This window comes from Vibrio ouci (genome assembly GCF_004551525.1).
In the GTDB taxonomy this organism is placed as follows: Bacteria; Pseudomonadota; Gammaproteobacteria; order Enterobacterales; family Vibrionaceae; genus Vibrio; species Vibrio ouci.
On the sequence record NZ_SATR01000024.1, the window covers coordinates 59877 to 76525 of the forward strand.

The window sequence follows — 16649 nt, forward strand, 5'->3', positions numbered from 1 at the left end:
CAGGAATCGCTCGCATCTTATAAAGATATAGTTATTATTAGGTTTATAAATAACAATAAGAGGCACGACTTTGAACAATAAAGTGTTAGTTGTCGAAGATAGCCGTGCGTATAGAAATTACTTGGTCCAGCAACTGGCAGCCCTTGGTTGTCAGGTTTACGATGCGGAATCATATGCTCAAGCTGAGCTGCTATTAAAGCAACACAAGGACTTCCGCTTTGCTGTACTCGATTACTGCTTGCCTGATGGTCAAGATGGTGAAGTTATCGATCTAGTACTTTCATACCGCCAAAAAGTTATCGTATTAACGGCAACATTTAATGATGAAGCGCGCGAACGATTTATCGCTAAAGGGGTGGTTGACTACATACTAAAAGACAGTATGGCGTCCGTCTCTTATCTACTTCCTTTGGCCAAAAGGTTGCTCAATAACGATCAGCATCATGCTCTTGTCGTGGATGACTCTCCCACAGTACGTAACCATGTCGCCCAACTTCTCGAACACCAATATATTCGTACCACTCAAGCCGAAAATGGCCAACAAGCACTAGAAAAGCTTGAAGAGAATTCGGATATCACTTTTGTTATCACCGATCATGACATGCCAGAGAAAGATGGCATCATCATGACCCGTGAGATCCGACAGAGTTACGATAAGAATAGCTTAGCCATTTTGGGCTTATCCGGAAACGAATCAAAAACCCTCACCGCCCAATTTCTTAAAGCGGGAGCCAATGATTTCCTCACTAAGCCATTCAATCAAGAAGAGTTTTATTGCCGCGTTCATCAACTGTTAGATATGAAAGATGCCACCGACGAACTGTATAAGCTAGCCAATCAAGATGCATTGACAGGCTTATGGAATAGGCGTTTTTTATTCAACCAAGCCTGTACTGGTTGCGAGCATAGTAATATTGCCATGCTCGATATTGATTACTTTAAAAAGGTCAATGACACCTATGGGCATGATGGCGGTGATGCAACATTAAAGATGGTTGCCAACATCCTGAAAATCTATTTCCCAGAGGATGTGGTGGTTCGTTTTGGTGGAGAAGAGTTCTGCATCCAGTCTTGCGCTCCATTCGATGAGTTCATTAGTCGCATTGAAAATATGCGTCAGCGTGTTGAAAAAACACCAATTAAACACAATGGACAACATATTCAGGTGACGATCAGTATCGGTGTATGTAACTTGAATACCGACCTAAACGATCAAATCAAGATTGCTGATGACCACTTATACTCAGCGAAGGCTGCGGGGCGAAACCAAACCATCTCTTCGTAACGATCTAGTCCGTTACCTTAGATACAAAAACACCAGCGTAATGCTGGTGTTTTTTATTATCTGTACGCTCGGGAATTAAGCAATACGATCTTTTTCCCATGCCGCGAGCTTTTCTTGTCGAGCCGCTTCACGTGCTTCGCGCTTCTTACGCGCATCACATGGTTCAGGACAGTTACATACTTTATCAATACCAACTGCGCCAAGGCCGCCACAGCTGCCTTTTACAACCTTCTTCTGGATAATATAGCCGATAGACATTGCTGCAATCACGGCCATAAACACACCAAATGTAATAATAAACTCACTCATAGTGACATGCTCTTATAATTGGGTTATTGGTTTAGATATGGCTTATACGCTGTTGAAGCCATCTCTTTGAATCCATCCTGCGTTTTTACGATCATAAACACGGGAATATTATTTTGCTCAGCGATTTTCATACCTTGCTCTTCGCCAAGAACCATTAGTCCAGTAGCTAAGCCATCTGCCGTCATTGACGAGGCATCTAAAACCGTCACCGACACCACTTTATGATTGATCGGTTTGCCTGTTGCTGGATTAATAATATGTGAGTAACGTACACCATCACGCTCAAAGTAGTTACGGTAATCGCCAGAAGTCGCGACTGCCATATCACCTGGTTCGATGATCTCTTGGATTGAGCGCTCTTCTACAGACGGCTTTTCTATCGCAATACGCCATGCCACACCTTCACGGTTGAGACCTTTGAGGCGCATTTCACCACCAACCTCAACCATGTAGTTTAGGATACCTTGAGCCTGAATGTAATCAGCCACAACATCAACCCCCCAACCTTTGGCAATCGTTGATAGATCGACATACAGGTTCGGGATGTCTTTTTTCAGCGTGTTGCCGTCAGCAGTCAAGTGTTGAATACCTGTCATGGCTTTACGCTCACTAAGCTCAGCATCCGTTGGCACAACCTCAGGGCGCGCTTCAGGACCAAAGCCCCATAGGTTAACCAATGGGCCAACTGTCACATCTAAGGCACCTAGAGTAAGACCGTTAAGACGAATCGCTTCTTTCACAACAGTCGCCGTTTGTGGTGACACCTCAAATGACTCTAGCGATTCACTTTGATTAAAACGGCTTAGTTCCGAATCTTTGCGGTAAGTCGACATCTGGTCGTTTACTTCTTCAAGTAGTCGATCAACTTCAACTTGAAGCTCTTGGGGAGAAGGCTGACCTTCGGCTGCGATGTATTTAATGTTGTAAGTCGTACCCATTGTTGGGCCACTTAAATGAATCTGCTCTACTGGTTTCTCACAACCAGCCAGTACTAACAGAGAAGCAAATGCAACAAGCCACTTTTTCACTTGTTAGACTCCTGTATTTTGGGGGGAACGGGAATAGCTCATACGTCTTAATCGAACGTATCGACTATTACCATTCTTAAAAAAAACAATGGCTGACTAGTAAGCAGTCAGCCATCTTATATATGCAATTTCAAGTAGTTGGAGTTGTAGCTAGGCGGTAAATAAACCCAAGCCTATGAGCATAGATCTTCTATGTGATTAGGTTGGGTTTATGAAGCCAACGACGCTACAGCTTCAAATACGCTGAAATTTAGCCGCCGAAGTCATCCAGTAGGATATTTTCATCTTCTACACCGAGATCTTTAAGCATGCCGATAACAGCCGCGTTCATCATCGGTGGACCACACATGTAGTACTCACAATCTTCAGGAGCTTCGTGATCCTTCAGGTAGTTTTCGTACAATACGTTGTGGATGAAGCCTGTGTAACCATCCCAGTTATCTTCTGGCATAGGGTCAGACAGAGCACAGTGCCAAATGAAGTTATCATTTTCAGCTTGTAGGCCGTCAAAGTCTTCCACGTAGAACATTTCGCGCTTAGAACGTGCACCATACCAGAAAGACATCTTACGCGTAGAGTTAAGACGCTTAAGTTGGTCGAAGATATGTGAACGCATTGGCGCCATACCTGCACCACCACCAACGAATACCATCTCGTTGTCAGTGTCTTTAGCGAAGAACTCACCAAATGGACCAGAAATCGTACACTTATCGCCCTCTTTAAGAGACCAGATAAATGAAGACATGATACCAGGTGGTACGTCAGGATTATTAGGCGGCGGCGTAGCGATACGCACGTTCAGCATAATAATGCCTTCTTCTTCAGGGTAGTTAGCCATTGAGTAAGCACGGATCGTCTCTTCGTTTACCTTAGACTCGTAACGGAACAGATTGAATTTATCCCAATCTTCACGGTACTCATCTGGTACATCGAAGTCAGCGTATTTCACGTGGTGAGCCGGCGCTTCAATCTGGATGTAACCACCAGCACGGAAAGGTACTGATTCGCCATCTGGGATTTGTAGCTTAAGCTCTTTGATGAATGTCGCTTTGTTATCGTTAGAGATAACTGAACATTCCCACTTCTTAACGCCGAAGATCTCTTCAGGAAGCTCGATATCCATGTCAGTTTTCATTGCAACCTGACACGCTAGACGCTCACCTTCACGTGCTTCACCTTTAGTAATATGGTCAAGCTCGGTAGGTAGGATGTCGCCACCACCTGATTTAACTTTTACGCGACACTGGCCACAAGAGCCACCGCCACCACAAGCAGAAGATACGAATACGCCAGCACCTGCTAGAGCACCCAGTAGCTTGCTACCTGGTTGTGTAACGATCGCCAATGAAGGGTCATCGTTCACAGAAATTGTAATGTCACCTGATGGTACTAGTTTAGATTTAGCGAAAAGAATCACTAAAACTAGCGCCAAAATAATCAGGGTAAACATCACTACACCAAAAATAATAGTATTCATGACTATTCCTTTAATTGCTGCCGTTTACCCGACTTACAGTTGAACACCAGAGAAAGACATAAAGCCTAACGCCATAAGACCAACTGTGATGAACGTAATACCAAGACCGCGTAGACCTGGAGGTACATCAGAGTACTTCATCTTCTCACGGATACCTGCTAACGCAACGATAGCTAGCATCCAGCCCACACCAGAGCCGAAGCCGTAAACAACAGATTCAGCAAAGTTGTAGTCACGTGTAACCATGAAAGACACACCACCGAAGATCGCACAGTTTACTGTGATCAGCGGTAGGAAGATGCCTAGCGCGTTGTACAGAGGTGGGAAGAAACGGTCTAAGATCATTTCTAGAATCTGTACAAGTGCTGCGATTACACCGATAAAGGTGATGAAGTTCAGGAAGCTAAGGTCCACGCCTTCAACTAACGCATTCTCTTTAAGAATGAAAGTGTAAAGCAGGTTGTTCACTGGTACCGCAACTGTCAGTACGAATACAACCGCAACACCAAGACCGAAAGAGGTCTTAACTTTCTTAGATACAGCAAGGAATGTACACATACCTAAGAAGAACGATAGTGCTAAGTTTTCGATGAAAATCGATTTAACTAGCAAGCTAATGTAATGTTCCATGACGTCCTTACTCCTTCGCTTCTACTTGTTCTGGTTTCAGAATACGGATTGCCCAGATTAGGAAGCCGATTAGGAAGAATGCAGATGGCGCTAGAAGCATCAGACCGTTTGGCTGGTACCAACCGCCGTTGCTCACTAGAGGAAGCACTTCCATACCGAACAGCTTGCCTGAACCAAATAGTTCACGGAAGAAGCCAACAGTAATAAGAACGAAACCGTAACCAAGGCCGTTACCGATACCATCGATTAGAGATGGGATTGGCTCAGACTTCATAGCAAATGCTTCAGCACGACCCATTACAATACAGTTTGTAATGATTAGGCCTACGAATACCGATAGCTGCTTAGAGATATCGTATAGGTATGCTTTCAACACTTGGTCTACCACGATTACTAGCGATGCGATGATTGCCATCTGTACGATGATACGCACGCTGTTTGGAATGTGGTTACGGATTACCGAAACGAAGAAGTTAGACAGTGCAGTTACAAAGATAACCGCTAGTGTCATTACAAAAGCCGTTTCTAGTTTGGTGGTTACTGCAAGAGCAGAACAAACACCAAGAACCTGTAGCGCGATTGGGTTGTTATCCAATACTGGTGCTAACAGACTCTTCTTAACGTTTTGTGCGCTAGACATTAGTTCAGACCTCCGTCACGAACTTTTGCTAGGAATGGACCAAAGCCCATATCGCCTAACCAGAAATCAAATGTACCTTGAACACCGTTACCTGTTAGTGTCGCACCTGATAGGCCATCAACACCGTGTTCAGAACCGGCTGGAGCACCACCTTTAACAACTTTGATAGCTGGCTTGAAGTTTTCATCATAAAGCTTCTTACCAATAAATTGATCACGCCATGAAGGGTTTTCAACTTCACCACCAAGTCCAGGAGTTTCACCCTGCTCGTAGTAAGTGATCGCAGATACAGTGTTACCGTCAGTTTCAACCGCAACGAATGCATACATCATTGACCAAAGACCATTACCGTGTACCGGTAGGATGATCTTAGATACAGCGTCGCCATCTTTCACTAGGTATACAACACCTGTGTTAGCACGACGAATGATCTTAGCTTTGTCTTGATCAGCTGTTAGCTTGATAGACTCTGCTGGATCTTTTGCTGCTTTACGCTGATCGTAAGTTGCAGCATCGCCGTCAACAAACGCACCAGTTTCAAAGTCAACTAGACGAGGTTCGATGTACTCAGCAAATAGCTCAGGTACTTTCTTGCCGTCAGCGTCAATACCAGCAACTTCAACGATCTTAGTTTGCTTATCTAGTACAGCGTTAGCTTTTTGCTTGTCACGTAGACCTACCGCTGCTGTTGATACGATGATTGAACAAACAAGGCTCAACCCGACAACAACACCCAGCGTCTTTTTAATGCTGTCGTTATTACTTGCCATAGCGTGCTAGTCTCCGCTTGATGTTCTTCTCAATAACCACATGGTCGAACAGAGGTGCAAACAGGTTCGCGAATAGAATCGCCAGCATCATACCTTCTGGGTATGCTGGGTTCACAACACGGATTAGTACACACATCACGCCGATTAGCGCGCCGTACCACCATTTACCTTTGTTAGTAAATGAAGCCGATACAGGGTCTGTTGCCATAAAGAACATACCGAATGCAAAGCCACCAAGAACTAGGTGCCAGTGCCATGGCATGTTGAACATTGGGTTAGTGTCAGAGCCGATAACGTTGAACAGCGTTGCTGTTGCAATCATACCAATCATCACACCTGCGATGATGCGCCAAGATGCTATACGCATGTATACGATCATTGCTGCACCGATCATTAGTGCAAGCGTCGATACTTCACCAATTGAACCAGGGATGTTACCGATGAAAGCATCCATCCAAGTGATTGGAGCGCCAGTGATGTTGTTGATCAACGCGCCGCTACCGCCGTGAGCCCATTGGCTAAGAGCCGTCGCACCAGAGAAGCCGTCAGCTGCTGTCCATACTACGTCACCCGAGATTTGAGCTGGGTAAGCGAAGAATAGGAATGCACGACCAGCAAGTGCTGGGTTAAGGAAGTTACGACCAGTACCACCGAAGATCTCTTTAGCAACAACAACACCGAAGGTAATACCTAGTGCTGCTTGCCATAAAGGTAGTGTAGGTGGAACGATAAGTGCAAACAGGATAGAAGTAACAAAGAAACCTTCGTTAACTTCGTGCTTACGCACCATACAGAACAGTACTTCCCAGAAACCACCAACGATAAATACCGTCGCGTAGATAGGTAGGAAGTAAGTTGCACCCAAGATCATCTTACTGCCAACGCCTGCATCGGCGGCTAAGGTGCCACCCAGCATTTCAGTTAGCCAGTAGTGCCAGTTACCTGATACTACTGCTGCAAGTTGGTCACCAACATACATGTGGTTAAGTGCAGCGATAGCTTGGCCACCTGCGTTGTACATACCCCAGAACATTGCTGGGAATACCGCAAACCAAACCATGATCATGATACGTTTTAAGTCAACGCTATCACGAACGTGCGAGCTTTTTTTCGTTACTAAGCCTGGTGTGTAGAAAAGTGTTGCTGCAGCTTCGTAAAGCGCAAACCACTTCTCATGTTTACCACCTGGCTCAAAATGATGCTCGATGTCTTCAATAAACTTTTTAAGGCCCATGAAAAATTACCCTTCCTTCTGAATGGTATCTAGGCATTCACGAAGGAGTTCACCGTATTCGTATTTACCAGGACACACAAAGGTACACAGTGCTACATCATCTTCATCCAGTTCAAGTGCACCTAGTGCTGCTGCACTGTCAGTATCACCTGCACATAGATCACGAAGTAGCAGAGTCGGTTCCATATCTAATGGCATTACGCGTTCGTAGTTACCAATTGGAACCATAGAACGATCACTACCGTTAGTCGTTGTTGTCATGTTAAACAACTGACCTTTGAAGATATGACCAAGGAATGAGCGAGTTACCGAGAACTTGTTCTTACCAGGCGTAGCCCAGCCAAACAGTTCTTTTTCACGGCCTTCACGTAATACAGAAACCTGAACGTGGTAACGACCTAGGTATGCGTGAGGTCCAATTGCATGAGTACCAGAAAGTACCGAACCAGAAATCACACGAACTTCACCTGGCATCAGCTCGCTATCCGTTACGTCTTCTAGGCTTGCACCTAGAGTTGTACGAACTAAACGAGGGTTATTTACTACTGGGCCAGCCAGAGAAATAACACGGTCAGTGTAAAGCTCACCAGTTAGGAACAACTTACCAAACGCAATAACGTCTTGGTAGTTGATGCTCCACGCCACATTTTCTGCATTCACTGGGTATAGGAAATGCATGTGGGTGCCAGCAAGACCTGCTGGGTGAGGGCCATCAAATACATGCTCTTCAACATTTGACTGAGAAGAACGAGGCAGACTTGTGCCAGATTTACATACGTAAACCTTGCCATCTGTCAGGGTTGAAAGCAGGTCTAAACCGGCAACGAACGCTTCTTGTTGTTCATTGATGATCAACTCAGGCTGAGCTGCTAACGGATTGGTATCCATTGCAGTTACGAAGATAGCCTGTGTAGAAGACTCGATTGCTGGAACCTTGCTGAACGGACGAGTACGTAAAGCAGTCCAAAGACCTGAATCAACAAGCTGAGTTTTAACCGCTTCACGGTCAAGACTTGCTAGTTGGCCAGCTTCAAACTTATCGAAAGTAACCTGCTCTTCGCCTGCCACTTCAATCACTACAGACTGAAGTACACGCTTAGCGCCACGGTTAACCTCGATCACTTTACCAGCTGCTGGTGAAGTAAATTTCACACCTGGGTTCTTCTTGTCTTCAAAAAGAACTTGAGCTTTCTTCACTTCATCGCCTACGCGGACATGCATAGTAGGACGCATGCCGACGTACTCTTCGCCAAGCAAGGCGACTTTTTTGATGGTCTTACCATCATTAATCACCTGGGATGGAGTTCCTGCGATTGGCAGGTCCAAACCCTTCTTTATTGTAATCATACGCACTTGCACTACTTTTATCGGGAAAAAGATTCTTAGATTGCGTAACTTTTAGACACGACACTAGTGTCCGGTTTTGGCGCCGTTTAAAACACCAAAATCGCAACATCCTCTTAAAAATCTCGTAACAAGAAATCATCGAGATTTATCAGGTGCGATAGTCTATCATCTTTTTAGAAGTTGATGCCATGATGAATCCGATGAATAACTGAGATATTTCGAAGGAATTGAGTTTAAAAGGCTAAGGAATAGTCATAAGTTTGAGCCACCGCACAAACCCTTTTCTGCATATCATTTTGTATAACCCAATGCATTCACATCGTGAAACAATCTTAATTAAAACTAACTATTGCATTTATTTGTTTCTACGTTGTTAACAATACCTCTTTAGCACTAACTAAAAAGGGTAGCCGTCGCTACCCTCTCATTTTATTATTTTGAACCACCCAAGCACATTGGGCTGTCTGGAGCGAGTTGATTCTGCTCTTTCCATTCACTCGCGGTATAGGTGTGCATAGAGAGCGCATGAATATGGTTCGCAAGCTCATCAGCTAACACTTGATTGACTTGGCGATGACGACCAATAAGTCTCTGCCCTTCAAATTTTTCACTCACAATCACAACTTTAAAGTGGCTTTCCGAGCCAACTGGTACATTGTGCATAAAGCTCTCATTGATCACTTTGAGCTCTAAAGGCGAAAATGCTTCACGCAATTTGGTTTCGATTACTTCTTGCAACATCGTGCTTTACCATCAAATATGAATGACTATTAACTTTAAATCATAATATCCCATCGGATAAAGCTAAAGGTTTTAGTTTCCTCAACCGCTAGGTTTTGCGACAATTTGCTCATTGCACATTACCTAACGTTCCAACTATGAAAACTGAGCTTGCACTGCACGAGCGTACTCTTTCTCTATTTCGCTACCCAAAAAGAAGCAATGAAACCCTTCAAGCTTGGGATGCTGGCGATGAATATCTCATCAATCATATCGAAGAGATGGGATTAGAGCCCAATCAACACATTCTTATCCTTAACGATAACTTCGGCGCTTTAAGTTGCTGGTTCAGTGCAAACCATCGCATCACCATGATGAGTGACTCGTTCATTTCACACACAGGAACACGTGAAAACTTAGCACTAAACCAATGCAACCAAGTGTCGTTTGCCACAACTATCGAGCCAATCGCTAACGATGTTGATCTGGTCTTAATGCAACTGCCTAAAAGCAATCGTCACCTCACTTGGCAACTGGGCCAATTGCGCTCAGCTTTGGCCCCATCGGTACCCGTTATCGCCGTGAATAAAGCCAAAGAGATTCACTCGTCAACACTCAAACTGTTTGAGAAGTTCCTTGGCGAGACTAAAACGTCTTTAGCTTGGAAAAAACATCGATTAGTTTTCAGTCAGGCCAATGTTGCCAACCCTCAATCAGTCTCCCCCAACACACGTTGGAACGTCGACGGCGAGAATATAGAGCTCAATAACCTACCTAATGTTTATTCGGGCGAGAGCTTAGACTTGGGTGCTCGCTTTATGATTCAGCACTTGCCGACCAACCCTAACCTAAAGCATGTGCTTGATTTAGGCTGTGGCAATGGCGTGTTATCGGTCAAAATGGGGCAACTCAACCCAAGCATAAAATTGACCTGTGTTGATGAGAGTTTTATGGCTGTCGAATCAGCTAGACAGAACCTGATTCAAAACCTCGGCGATAACCGAGAAATAGAGTGTATTGCCAATAACTGTCTCGACGGTCTAGAAAGAAATGACCTCGACATGATTATGTGTAATCCACCGTTTCACCAGCAACAAGCAATTACCGACCATATTGCTTGGCAGATGTTCTGTGATGCAAAGCAAATTCTTAGAGTTGGTGGGCAATTATTAGTTATCGGCAACCGCCACCTCGGCTACGATGGTAAACTCGCTAGACTGTTTGGCAAGTCAAACGTTAAAGTTGTGGCAGCCAATAAGAAATTTGTTATTTTACAAGCAACTAAATAGTCCACTATTATCTCTCTAAACGTTTGGTAAGCTCGAAGAGTTAACAATAAAGGAAATTACAATGAGAAAACTGGTTTTAGCCGCGTCAATGGCACTACTTACTGCGTGTGCAGCACCGCAGCAAGAACAAATCAACTTTATGCCTAAAGCCGTTCTGAGCAATAGTGACCTTGTAAAAGACGCTGCATTTACTTTGACCAGTAAAGACGTTCGCTCTGCACAGTATGTTGCACTTGTTGATAGCGGTCGTTCTAACATTGAGCCTATCCACTCTAAACAAAACGTCCGCATCTCAATCGAAAACGCATTGCTTGAGCAATTTAAGTCACAAGGTTTCCGCAGCACGGTAAGCAGTGAAAATACTATCGCGATTGAAGTTCAAGAAGCGCTGGTTTCAGTGAAGCATACCGTGATGGAAAACCAAATGGATGGCAAAGTAGTACTAGAGATCACCGCTGAGACACCACAAGGTAAACTGGTCAAGGCCTACACAGGTACAGCTAAGCGTACTGGTGCTCTAAGTGCTTCAAATGAAGATATCGAAGTTGTCCTCAATGATGTGATTAATTTAGTCTTTCAAGAAATCTCAAATGACCGAGAGCTTCAACAGTACATGCAGGAGCGATTCTAATGTTAAAGGTAGCAATTGCTTCGCTAGCGCTACTCAGTAGTCTAGCGATGGCAGGACCTAAAGTTGAATTTGAAACCAACCTAGGTTCATTTACTGTCGAACTAAACCAAGAAAAAGCACCGCTGACGGTAGCAAACTTTCTAAAGTACGTGAAAGATGGCAGTTATGTTGGCAGTCAGTTCCACCGTGTGATCCCTAATTTTATGGCACAAGGTGGTGGTTTCGACAAGAACATGAAATCGTTACCAACTTACTCACCAGTAAGAAACGAAGCGTCTAATGGACTAAAGAACAACACAGCAACCATTGCGATGGCGAGAACGAATAATCCTCACTCAGCAACTAGGCAGTTCTTTATTAACTTCGTTGATAATAGTTTTTTAGATTACGACCAGCGCCCACCAGGCTATGCAGTATTTGGTAAAGTGACTCAAGGATTCGATGTCATCCAAGGAATGGGTAAAAAACCAACACACTCAGTTGGTCGCTACCGTGATGTTCCAGTAGAGCCAATCATTATTACTAAAGCCACTCTTCTTAAATAATTCTCTTAGGCTCTAACCTACAAGTTAGAGCCTCATTTTTCTTGCTGACCAAAAAATCAAACAAGGATTTGTGTATGTCTTCTGACTCTCCCTCCATATCTTGGCTAGAGACTATCCGCAGTTATATGGATAAACGCCTTATGTGGGTCTTTATGCTGGGCTGTTCGAGCGGTTTCCCATGGGTACTGATCGGTTCAAATATGTCCGGTTGGCTAAAAGATGCGGGATTAACACGTGCTGCAATTGGTTACTTTGGTAGTGTCTTCGCGGTTTACGCGATTAACTTTTTATGGGCGCCATTGGTTGACCGTGTCAAACTGCCAGTGCTACACAAGGTTTTAGGCCAGCGCCGTAGTTGGATCTTCCTATGCCAATCTTTAGTCTTGGTAAGCACACTGTTTATTGCCGGCGTTGATCCATCCAAGAACCTAATGTTCACCTCTATGTTGGCGCTAGGGATTGCAATCGCTTCTGCAACTCAAGACATTGCCATTGATGCATACCGTATCGATACGTTCCCGAAATCACAGTCGTCTAAACTACCACAAGCTTCTGCGATGGCCGTAATTGGTTGGTGGACTGGCTATTCACTTCCTGGATATGTTGCTTTCATCAACGCAGATACCATCGGCTGGAATGGTGTCTACTATGGCATGGCATTTATTGTCGGCATTTTGATGCTCTTTACTTTATTAGTCGGCGAGCCAAAAACCAACCGCGAAGCTTTACAGCACCAAGCAGAAGCCCGCCACAACAAAGTTGTCCATTCAAAAGTCGTAGCCTGGTTCAGTGTAACCGTTATCGAGCCTTTCTTAGACTTCTTCAAACGTAACGGTGTACAAGTTGCGATCACACTATTGTTGTTTGTATTCCTGTTTAAGATTGGTGAAGCCTTCCTCGGCCGTATGTCGATTACATTCTATAAAGAAGTCGGCTTTAGCAACGAACAGATCGGCTACTACTCCAAGCTCATTGGTTGGGGAGCAACTATCTTCTTTACTTTAGTGGGAAGTATGTTCAACGTTAAGTTCGGCATTGTTCGCGGTCTCATGATTGGCGGTATTGCAATGGCGGCAAGTAACCTGATGTTTGCGTGGATTGCTAAGGTTGGCCCAAATGAGCACTTATTCTTAGCCACCATCCTTGTCGATAACTTCACAACTGCGTTCTCGACAGTTGCATTTGTGTCATTCCTCACTGTGCTGACAGGCCAAGCGTTCTCTGCAACTCAGTATGCCTTGCTCGCTTCACTGGGTAACTTTGGCCGTACCACATTGGCATCGTTTAGTGGGGAGCTTGCTGATTACCTCAATGATTGGTCGCTGTTCTTTGTCATCACAGCCTTAATGGTGATTCCAAGCTTAATAATGCTCTACTCTCTACGTCATTACTTTACCGACCTACTGGATAAAGCAAGACAACGAGATGAGTCTGCCGACGCTGAACAAGAAGAAGCAACCTCAAAATAAACAAAAAGGCTTGGTGAATCACCAAGCCTTTTTCATTTTGATAGGGCTGATTATGGGTACATGCCCTTGCCAAATAGATTAAACACCCTCGCGACGCCTTGAGTAAACAGCATAGGTTCAGTCAGTACAGTTAAACATAAGCAGTCTTCACCTTGCTTAGTAAAGGGAGAGTGTTTAACTGATGCATCTTTAAGTAAGTAATCACCAACTTGGTACTCGCCATCTTCATCACTGAAGCTACCGTGTAATACCAATGTTGATTCAAGTCCTTTGTGAGTGTGCTGTGGAATTGTCACCCCCTCAGAGATATACATCAGATTGACTCTGGCGTCGGCCGAAAGCTCAATCGAGGCACTGTATACCTTGCCACCGTAATTTTTCCATTCGCCAATCTGCTCTCTAAAGCGAGTTAGCGACAACGGCAACCGAAACGTCTTACCATTAACTTCGATAAAGGTTGGCTTTCTGGTGGGCCTAAAAGGCTCATCGCTTGGCTCTAAAGCTAAAATACTCGTTAGCATGTCATCAAAGCTATCGGCTGACTGCATAGAGGCGTTGACTAATTCTTCCCCGCAGCTCTCCTCTAGCTCACTGACCTTAGCGCGACATTTAGGACAAGTCTCAATATGCGTCGCTATTGTAAACGCATTAACATCGTCCAACGTACCTTGCGCATACGCTTCTAAAATAGATGTTTCTGGATGGTAACTCATAACTTATCCGCCCCTATCGTATCGCGTAGTTTTTCAACAGCTAGCCGTAAACGGGACTTAACCGTTCCCAAAGGTATATCGAACATATCCGCAACTTGCTGGTGTGGCAGCTCTTCAAGATAGACCGCTTTGACCACCTCTCTTTGTGCCTCAGGCAAGATATCCAAATACTTAATCACCTGCTGTTTAAGCCGATCCGTTTCAGGAGAATAATGCTCTACCATATCAGGTGGGCAATAGTCGTTAGGCCATAAATCTTCAGAGTGAAGATGACAGTCTCGCCCTTTTTGCTTACGTAACGTATCAAAGCACAAGTTACGCGCGATAGTATAAATCCAAGTCGACAGAGAGCTTTTAGACGGGTCAAACAAGACACTCTTTTGCCAAACGATTGAAAGCGCCTCTTGGACAATTTCCATTGCCACTTGCTCATTACCCATATGGCGAAAAACAAACTGCTTGAGTCGAGGAGAAAAGTGGTTGAATATCACGGCAAATGAAGCTTTATCTCTTTGCTTCACCTTCTCCATATATAAATGCCACTCTTCTTTTGAAAAAGCCTGGGTATCTAAACTTTCCATTTTGATAGCCTTAGTTTCACTTTTTTCTTTAAATACGTAATAGTTCGAAAACCGATCACTCCGTTACTAGCTTTCTAAGCTCTTTTTAATAAAGCTTAACGCAGCGTGACAATTTTTTTGTAAGGTAAGCTCGTCAAATTGCTGATTAGTGACTGGCAATAACTCAAGCCAACGCTGACTAACCCAACTCGCGTCATCAAAAAACCTCTGCTGGTAAAGCTCGCCGAGATCAGGAAACTGCTGGTAGACCCGAACGAGCTCTGTTGTAATCCGCATGTCATTGGCTTCAATTTCCTCAGCGCTCCAACTGGGAAGTGTTTCTATCCGAGCAAGTCGTAAACCGTCGTACTCTACCCGCACACTTTGAATCTTGAACTTGCTTAATCCAGTGATTGATATCCCGAGTAAACCATCTTCAAGAAGCTCAAAGTCGATGATCTTCGCTAAAGTGCCAACATTAGATAACTCCTGCCCTCTATTGTCACGATCGAAAAGACAGACACCGAATGTACCTTCTCCTTGCATTGCTTGCGATACGAGTCTCTTGTATCTAGGTTCAAAGATTCTCAAACGCATTTTTCCTTCTGGCAACACAACTGAACTCAGAGGGAAAAGCATAACTTCAGACATAAACGCTCTCATTTTATTTTGTTATTAACATTTACGTCACCTACCCCCAACAAGATCATTCACCATATCTGTTGAATACATGACAGACATAAAAATATGAGCAAACGCTTGCGTAATCGATACCCATTTCAATTTTTGTGCAACGTGCGATTAGTTCCGTTACATTTCAATTTTTAGTTTGTTAATGAGATCTCGATCACCTGTTTTATGTTTTTTTACATATGTTGCACATGGCTTTTGAGAAATTTATCGCTATTATTCGCCCCAGCAAAGCACGACACAGATTGTGCAACTAGATAAATATCCAATGAATATTGAATTAACATACATAGAGAGTTCCATTATGCGTAAATCACTTTTAGCTCTTGGTGTTGTAGCTGCAATGTCTGCACCTGCGATGGCTGCTGATTATTCAGACGGCGATATCCACAAAAACGACTACAAATGGATGCAATTTAACCTAATGGGTGCATTCAACGAAAAGGGTGTTACTGAATCTTCTCATGATTACCTAGAAATGGAATTTGGTGGTCGTTCAGGTATCTTCGATCTATACGGTTATGTGGATGTATTCAACTTAACATCGGACTCTGACAGCGACAAAGCAGGTAAAGACAAACTGTTTATGAAGTTTGCGCCACGCATGTCTCTTGATGCGGCGACAGGAAAAGACCTATCTTTTGGTCCAGTAAAAGAACTGTATGTAGCTTCAGAAATTGTATGGGATGGTGGTCCAGCAGGCGTTAACCAGCAAAAGATTGGTCTTGGTTCTGACGTTGAAATGCCTTGGTTTGGTAAAATGGGACTAAACCTATACAGTGTTTACGACTCAGGTAATAAAGATTGGAATGGTTTCCAAATCTCGACTAACTGGTTCAAACCATTCTACTTCTTCGAGAACGGTTCATTCATTTCTTACCAAGGTTACATTGATTACCAATTTGGTATGGAAGAAAAATACTCTACTGCTAGTAATGGCGGCGCAATGTACAACGGTATCTACTGGCACTCAGATCGTTTCGCTGTTGGCTACGGTTTGAAGCTATATAACGATGTATATGGTTTCGCTGACGGCGAAGATGTTCCATTTATCGATGGCAACGACGTATCTTTTGAATCATCAGGTGTAGCTCACTACGTTGCAGTAACTTACAAGTTCTAATTGAACTTATAAGCGATAGATTTCTAAATGGCACCTTAGGGCTGTCTCTTATACACAATTCCCCAAGCCACAGCTTGGGGATTTTTTTTGAACTAATTGCATGTTCCATGATCTGATCATCTAAGCAATGACAAGGATGATTACCATGACTTATATAGAGCCAACTCTTTGGGCGCAAAAGCAATTCGG

The 16649-nt window shown here is 43.9% G+C and carries 18 protein-coding genes; 6 read left to right on the forward strand and 12 right to left on the reverse strand.

Annotated features, from left to right (window positions below; genetic code table 11):
- Nucleotides 1-70: 70 nt before the first annotated feature.
- Nucleotides 71-1285: a GGDEF domain-containing response regulator gene (locus tag ELS82_RS15710; protein WP_134836311.1), complete on the forward strand. Its 1215-nt coding sequence runs from the start codon at nucleotides 71-73 to the stop codon at nucleotides 1283-1285.
- A 75-nt stretch (nucleotides 1286-1360) separates the two neighbouring features.
- Here ELS82_RS15710 and nqrM read toward each other — a convergent pair whose 3' ends face one another.
- The 9 genes from nqrM to bolA all read right to left on the reverse strand — a co-directional run bounded on the left by nqrM (nucleotide 1361) and on the right by bolA (nucleotide 9461).
- Nucleotides 1361-1594 carry a (Na+)-NQR maturation NqrM gene (nqrM, locus tag ELS82_RS15715; RefSeq protein WP_004415318.1) on the reverse strand — a complete coding sequence of 78 codons (234 nt, stop codon included), beginning with the start codon at nucleotides 1592-1594 and terminating at the stop codon, nucleotides 1361-1363.
- A 23-nt stretch (nucleotides 1595-1617) separates the two neighbouring features.
- Nucleotides 1618-2622, reverse strand: a complete 1005-nt coding sequence (locus ELS82_RS15720) for an FAD:protein FMN transferase (protein WP_134836312.1) — start codon at nucleotides 2620-2622, stop codon at nucleotides 1618-1620.
- A 250-nt stretch (nucleotides 2623-2872) separates the two neighbouring features.
- Complete coding sequence (gene nqrF, locus ELS82_RS15725) at nucleotides 2873-4099, reverse strand: NADH:ubiquinone reductase (Na(+)-transporting) subunit F (RefSeq protein WP_134836313.1); 1227 nt, start codon at nucleotides 4097-4099, stop codon at nucleotides 2873-2875.
- Nucleotides 4100-4132: 33 nt separating this feature from the next.
- Entirely contained in the window at nucleotides 4133-4729 is a 597-nt protein-coding gene (gene nqrE, locus ELS82_RS15730) for an NADH:ubiquinone reductase (Na(+)-transporting) subunit E (protein ID WP_004415327.1), read from the reverse strand.
- A gap of 7 nt (nucleotides 4730-4736) precedes the next feature.
- Nucleotides 4737-5369, reverse strand: coding sequence for an NADH:ubiquinone reductase (Na(+)-transporting) subunit D (locus tag ELS82_RS15735; RefSeq protein WP_053440090.1), 633 nt, complete (start codon nucleotides 5367-5369; stop codon nucleotides 4737-4739).
- Nucleotides 5369-6139, reverse strand: a complete 771-nt coding sequence (locus ELS82_RS15740) for a Na(+)-translocating NADH-quinone reductase subunit C (protein WP_134836314.1) — start codon at nucleotides 6137-6139, stop codon at nucleotides 5369-5371. The genes ELS82_RS15735 and ELS82_RS15740 overlap by 1 nt, the downstream gene beginning before the upstream one ends.
- Nucleotides 6129-7373: an NADH:ubiquinone reductase (Na(+)-transporting) subunit B gene (locus ELS82_RS15745; protein ID WP_134836315.1), complete on the reverse strand. Its 1245-nt coding sequence runs from the start codon at nucleotides 7371-7373 to the stop codon at nucleotides 6129-6131. Before ELS82_RS15745 ends, ELS82_RS15740 begins: the two co-directional genes overlap by 11 nt.
- Nucleotides 7374-7379: 6 nt before the next feature.
- Complete coding sequence (locus tag ELS82_RS15750) at nucleotides 7380-8720, reverse strand: Na(+)-translocating NADH-quinone reductase subunit A (RefSeq protein WP_134836316.1); 1341 nt, start codon at nucleotides 8718-8720, stop codon at nucleotides 7380-7382.
- Between the two features lie 432 nt (nucleotides 8721-9152).
- Nucleotides 9153-9461: a transcriptional regulator BolA gene (gene bolA / locus ELS82_RS15755; protein ID WP_134836317.1), complete on the reverse strand. Its 309-nt coding sequence runs from the start codon at nucleotides 9459-9461 to the stop codon at nucleotides 9153-9155.
- A 137-nt stretch (nucleotides 9462-9598) separates the two neighbouring features.
- On the opposite strand from bolA, the gene ELS82_RS15760 reads away from it, so the two are divergent.
- The 4 genes from ELS82_RS15760 (at nucleotide 9599) to ELS82_RS15775 (ending at nucleotide 13374) form a co-directional block, all read left to right on the forward strand.
- The gene (locus ELS82_RS15760) at nucleotides 9599-10729 is read left to right on the forward strand and encodes a methyltransferase (RefSeq protein WP_134836318.1); all 1131 of its coding nucleotides are present in this window, start codon (nucleotides 9599-9601) and stop codon (nucleotides 10727-10729) included.
- Nucleotides 10730-10790: 61 nt separating this feature from the next.
- The gene (locus ELS82_RS15765) at nucleotides 10791-11360 is read left to right on the forward strand and encodes a YajG family lipoprotein (RefSeq protein WP_134836319.1); all 570 of its coding nucleotides are present in this window, start codon (nucleotides 10791-10793) and stop codon (nucleotides 11358-11360) included.
- Nucleotides 11360-11905, forward strand: coding sequence for a peptidylprolyl isomerase (locus ELS82_RS15770; protein WP_134836320.1), 546 nt, complete (start codon nucleotides 11360-11362; stop codon nucleotides 11903-11905). Before ELS82_RS15765 ends, ELS82_RS15770 begins: the two co-directional genes overlap by 1 nt.
- Before the next feature lie 74 nt (nucleotides 11906-11979).
- Nucleotides 11980-13374, forward strand: coding sequence for an AmpG family muropeptide MFS transporter (locus tag ELS82_RS15775; protein ID WP_134836321.1), 1395 nt, complete (start codon nucleotides 11980-11982; stop codon nucleotides 13372-13374).
- A 50-nt stretch (nucleotides 13375-13424) separates the two neighbouring features.
- Here the strand turns inward: ELS82_RS15775 and ELS82_RS15780 are convergent, their stop codons facing one another.
- The 3 genes from ELS82_RS15780 to ELS82_RS15790 all read right to left on the reverse strand — a co-directional run bounded on the left by ELS82_RS15780 (nucleotide 13425) and on the right by ELS82_RS15790 (nucleotide 15298).
- A complete protein-coding gene (locus ELS82_RS15780) occupies nucleotides 13425-14087 on the reverse strand; it encodes a ChrR family anti-sigma-E factor (protein ID WP_134836322.1) in 663 nt (220 codons plus the stop codon).
- On the reverse strand, nucleotides 14084-14668 hold the full coding sequence (locus ELS82_RS15785; RefSeq protein WP_134836323.1) for a sigma-70 family RNA polymerase sigma factor: 585 nt from the start codon (nucleotides 14666-14668) through the stop codon (nucleotides 14084-14086). The genes ELS82_RS15780 and ELS82_RS15785 overlap by 4 nt, the downstream gene beginning before the upstream one ends.
- 66 nt (nucleotides 14669-14734) lie before the next feature.
- On the reverse strand, nucleotides 14735-15298 hold the full coding sequence (locus ELS82_RS15790; protein WP_134836324.1) for an LON peptidase substrate-binding domain-containing protein: 564 nt from the start codon (nucleotides 15296-15298) through the stop codon (nucleotides 14735-14737).
- Between the two features lie 343 nt (nucleotides 15299-15641).
- Here ELS82_RS15790 and ELS82_RS15795 point away from each other — a divergent pair, with 343 nt between their 5' ends.
- On the forward strand, nucleotides 15642-16460 hold the full coding sequence (locus tag ELS82_RS15795) for a nucleoside-specific channel-forming Tsx family protein (protein ID WP_134836325.1): 819 nt from the start codon (nucleotides 15642-15644) through the stop codon (nucleotides 16458-16460).
- The last annotated feature ends 189 nt before the right edge of the window (nucleotides 16461-16649 follow it).

Bases quoted from the DNA above. Each gene is read 5' to 3' on its own strand.
- nqrM (WP_004415318.1), bottom strand. From the start codon at position 1,594: ATGAGTGAGTTTATTATTACATTTGGTGTGTTTATGGCCGTGATTGCA.
- ELS82_RS15735 (WP_053440090.1), bottom strand. From the start codon at position 5,369: ATGTCTAGCGCACAAAACGTTAAGAAGAGTCTGTTAGCACCAGTATTG.
- ELS82_RS15740 (WP_134836314.1), bottom strand. From the start codon at position 6,139: ATGGCAAGTAATAACGACAGCATTAAAAAGACGCTGGGTGTTGTTGTC.
- ELS82_RS15795 (WP_134836325.1), top strand. From the start codon at position 15,642: ATGCGTAAATCACTTTTAGCTCTTGGTGTTGTAGCTGCAATGTCTGCA.
- bolA (WP_134836317.1), bottom strand. From the start codon at position 9,461: ATGTTGCAAGAAGTAATCGAAACCAAATTGCGTGAAGCATTTTCGCCT.
- ELS82_RS15765 (WP_134836319.1), top strand. From the start codon at position 10,791: ATGAGAAAACTGGTTTTAGCCGCGTCAATGGCACTACTTACTGCGTGT.
- nqrF (WP_134836313.1), bottom strand. From the start codon at position 4,099: ATGAATACTATTATTTTTGGTGTAGTGATGTTTACCCTGATTATTTTG.
- ELS82_RS15790 (WP_134836324.1), bottom strand. From the start codon at position 15,298: ATGTCTGAAGTTATGCTTTTCCCTCTGAGTTCAGTTGTGTTGCCAGAA.
- ELS82_RS15770 (WP_134836320.1), top strand. From the start codon at position 11,360: ATGTTAAAGGTAGCAATTGCTTCGCTAGCGCTACTCAGTAGTCTAGCG.
- ELS82_RS15785 (WP_134836323.1), bottom strand. From the start codon at position 14,668: ATGGAAAGTTTAGATACCCAGGCTTTTTCAAAAGAAGAGTGGCATTTA.
- ELS82_RS15745 (WP_134836315.1), bottom strand. From the start codon at position 7,373: ATGGGCCTTAAAAAGTTTATTGAAGACATCGAGCATCATTTTGAGCCA.
- ELS82_RS15775 (WP_134836321.1), top strand. From the start codon at position 11,980: ATGTCTTCTGACTCTCCCTCCATATCTTGGCTAGAGACTATCCGCAGT.
- ELS82_RS15750 (WP_134836316.1), bottom strand. From the start codon at position 8,720: ATGATTACAATAAAGAAGGGTTTGGACCTGCCAATCGCAGGAACTCCA.
- nqrE (WP_004415327.1), bottom strand. From the start codon at position 4,729: ATGGAACATTACATTAGCTTGCTAGTTAAATCGATTTTCATCGAAAAC.
- ELS82_RS15760 (WP_134836318.1), top strand. From the start codon at position 9,599: ATGAAAACTGAGCTTGCACTGCACGAGCGTACTCTTTCTCTATTTCGC.
- ELS82_RS15780 (WP_134836322.1), bottom strand. From the start codon at position 14,087: ATGAGTTACCATCCAGAAACATCTATTTTAGAAGCGTATGCGCAAGGT.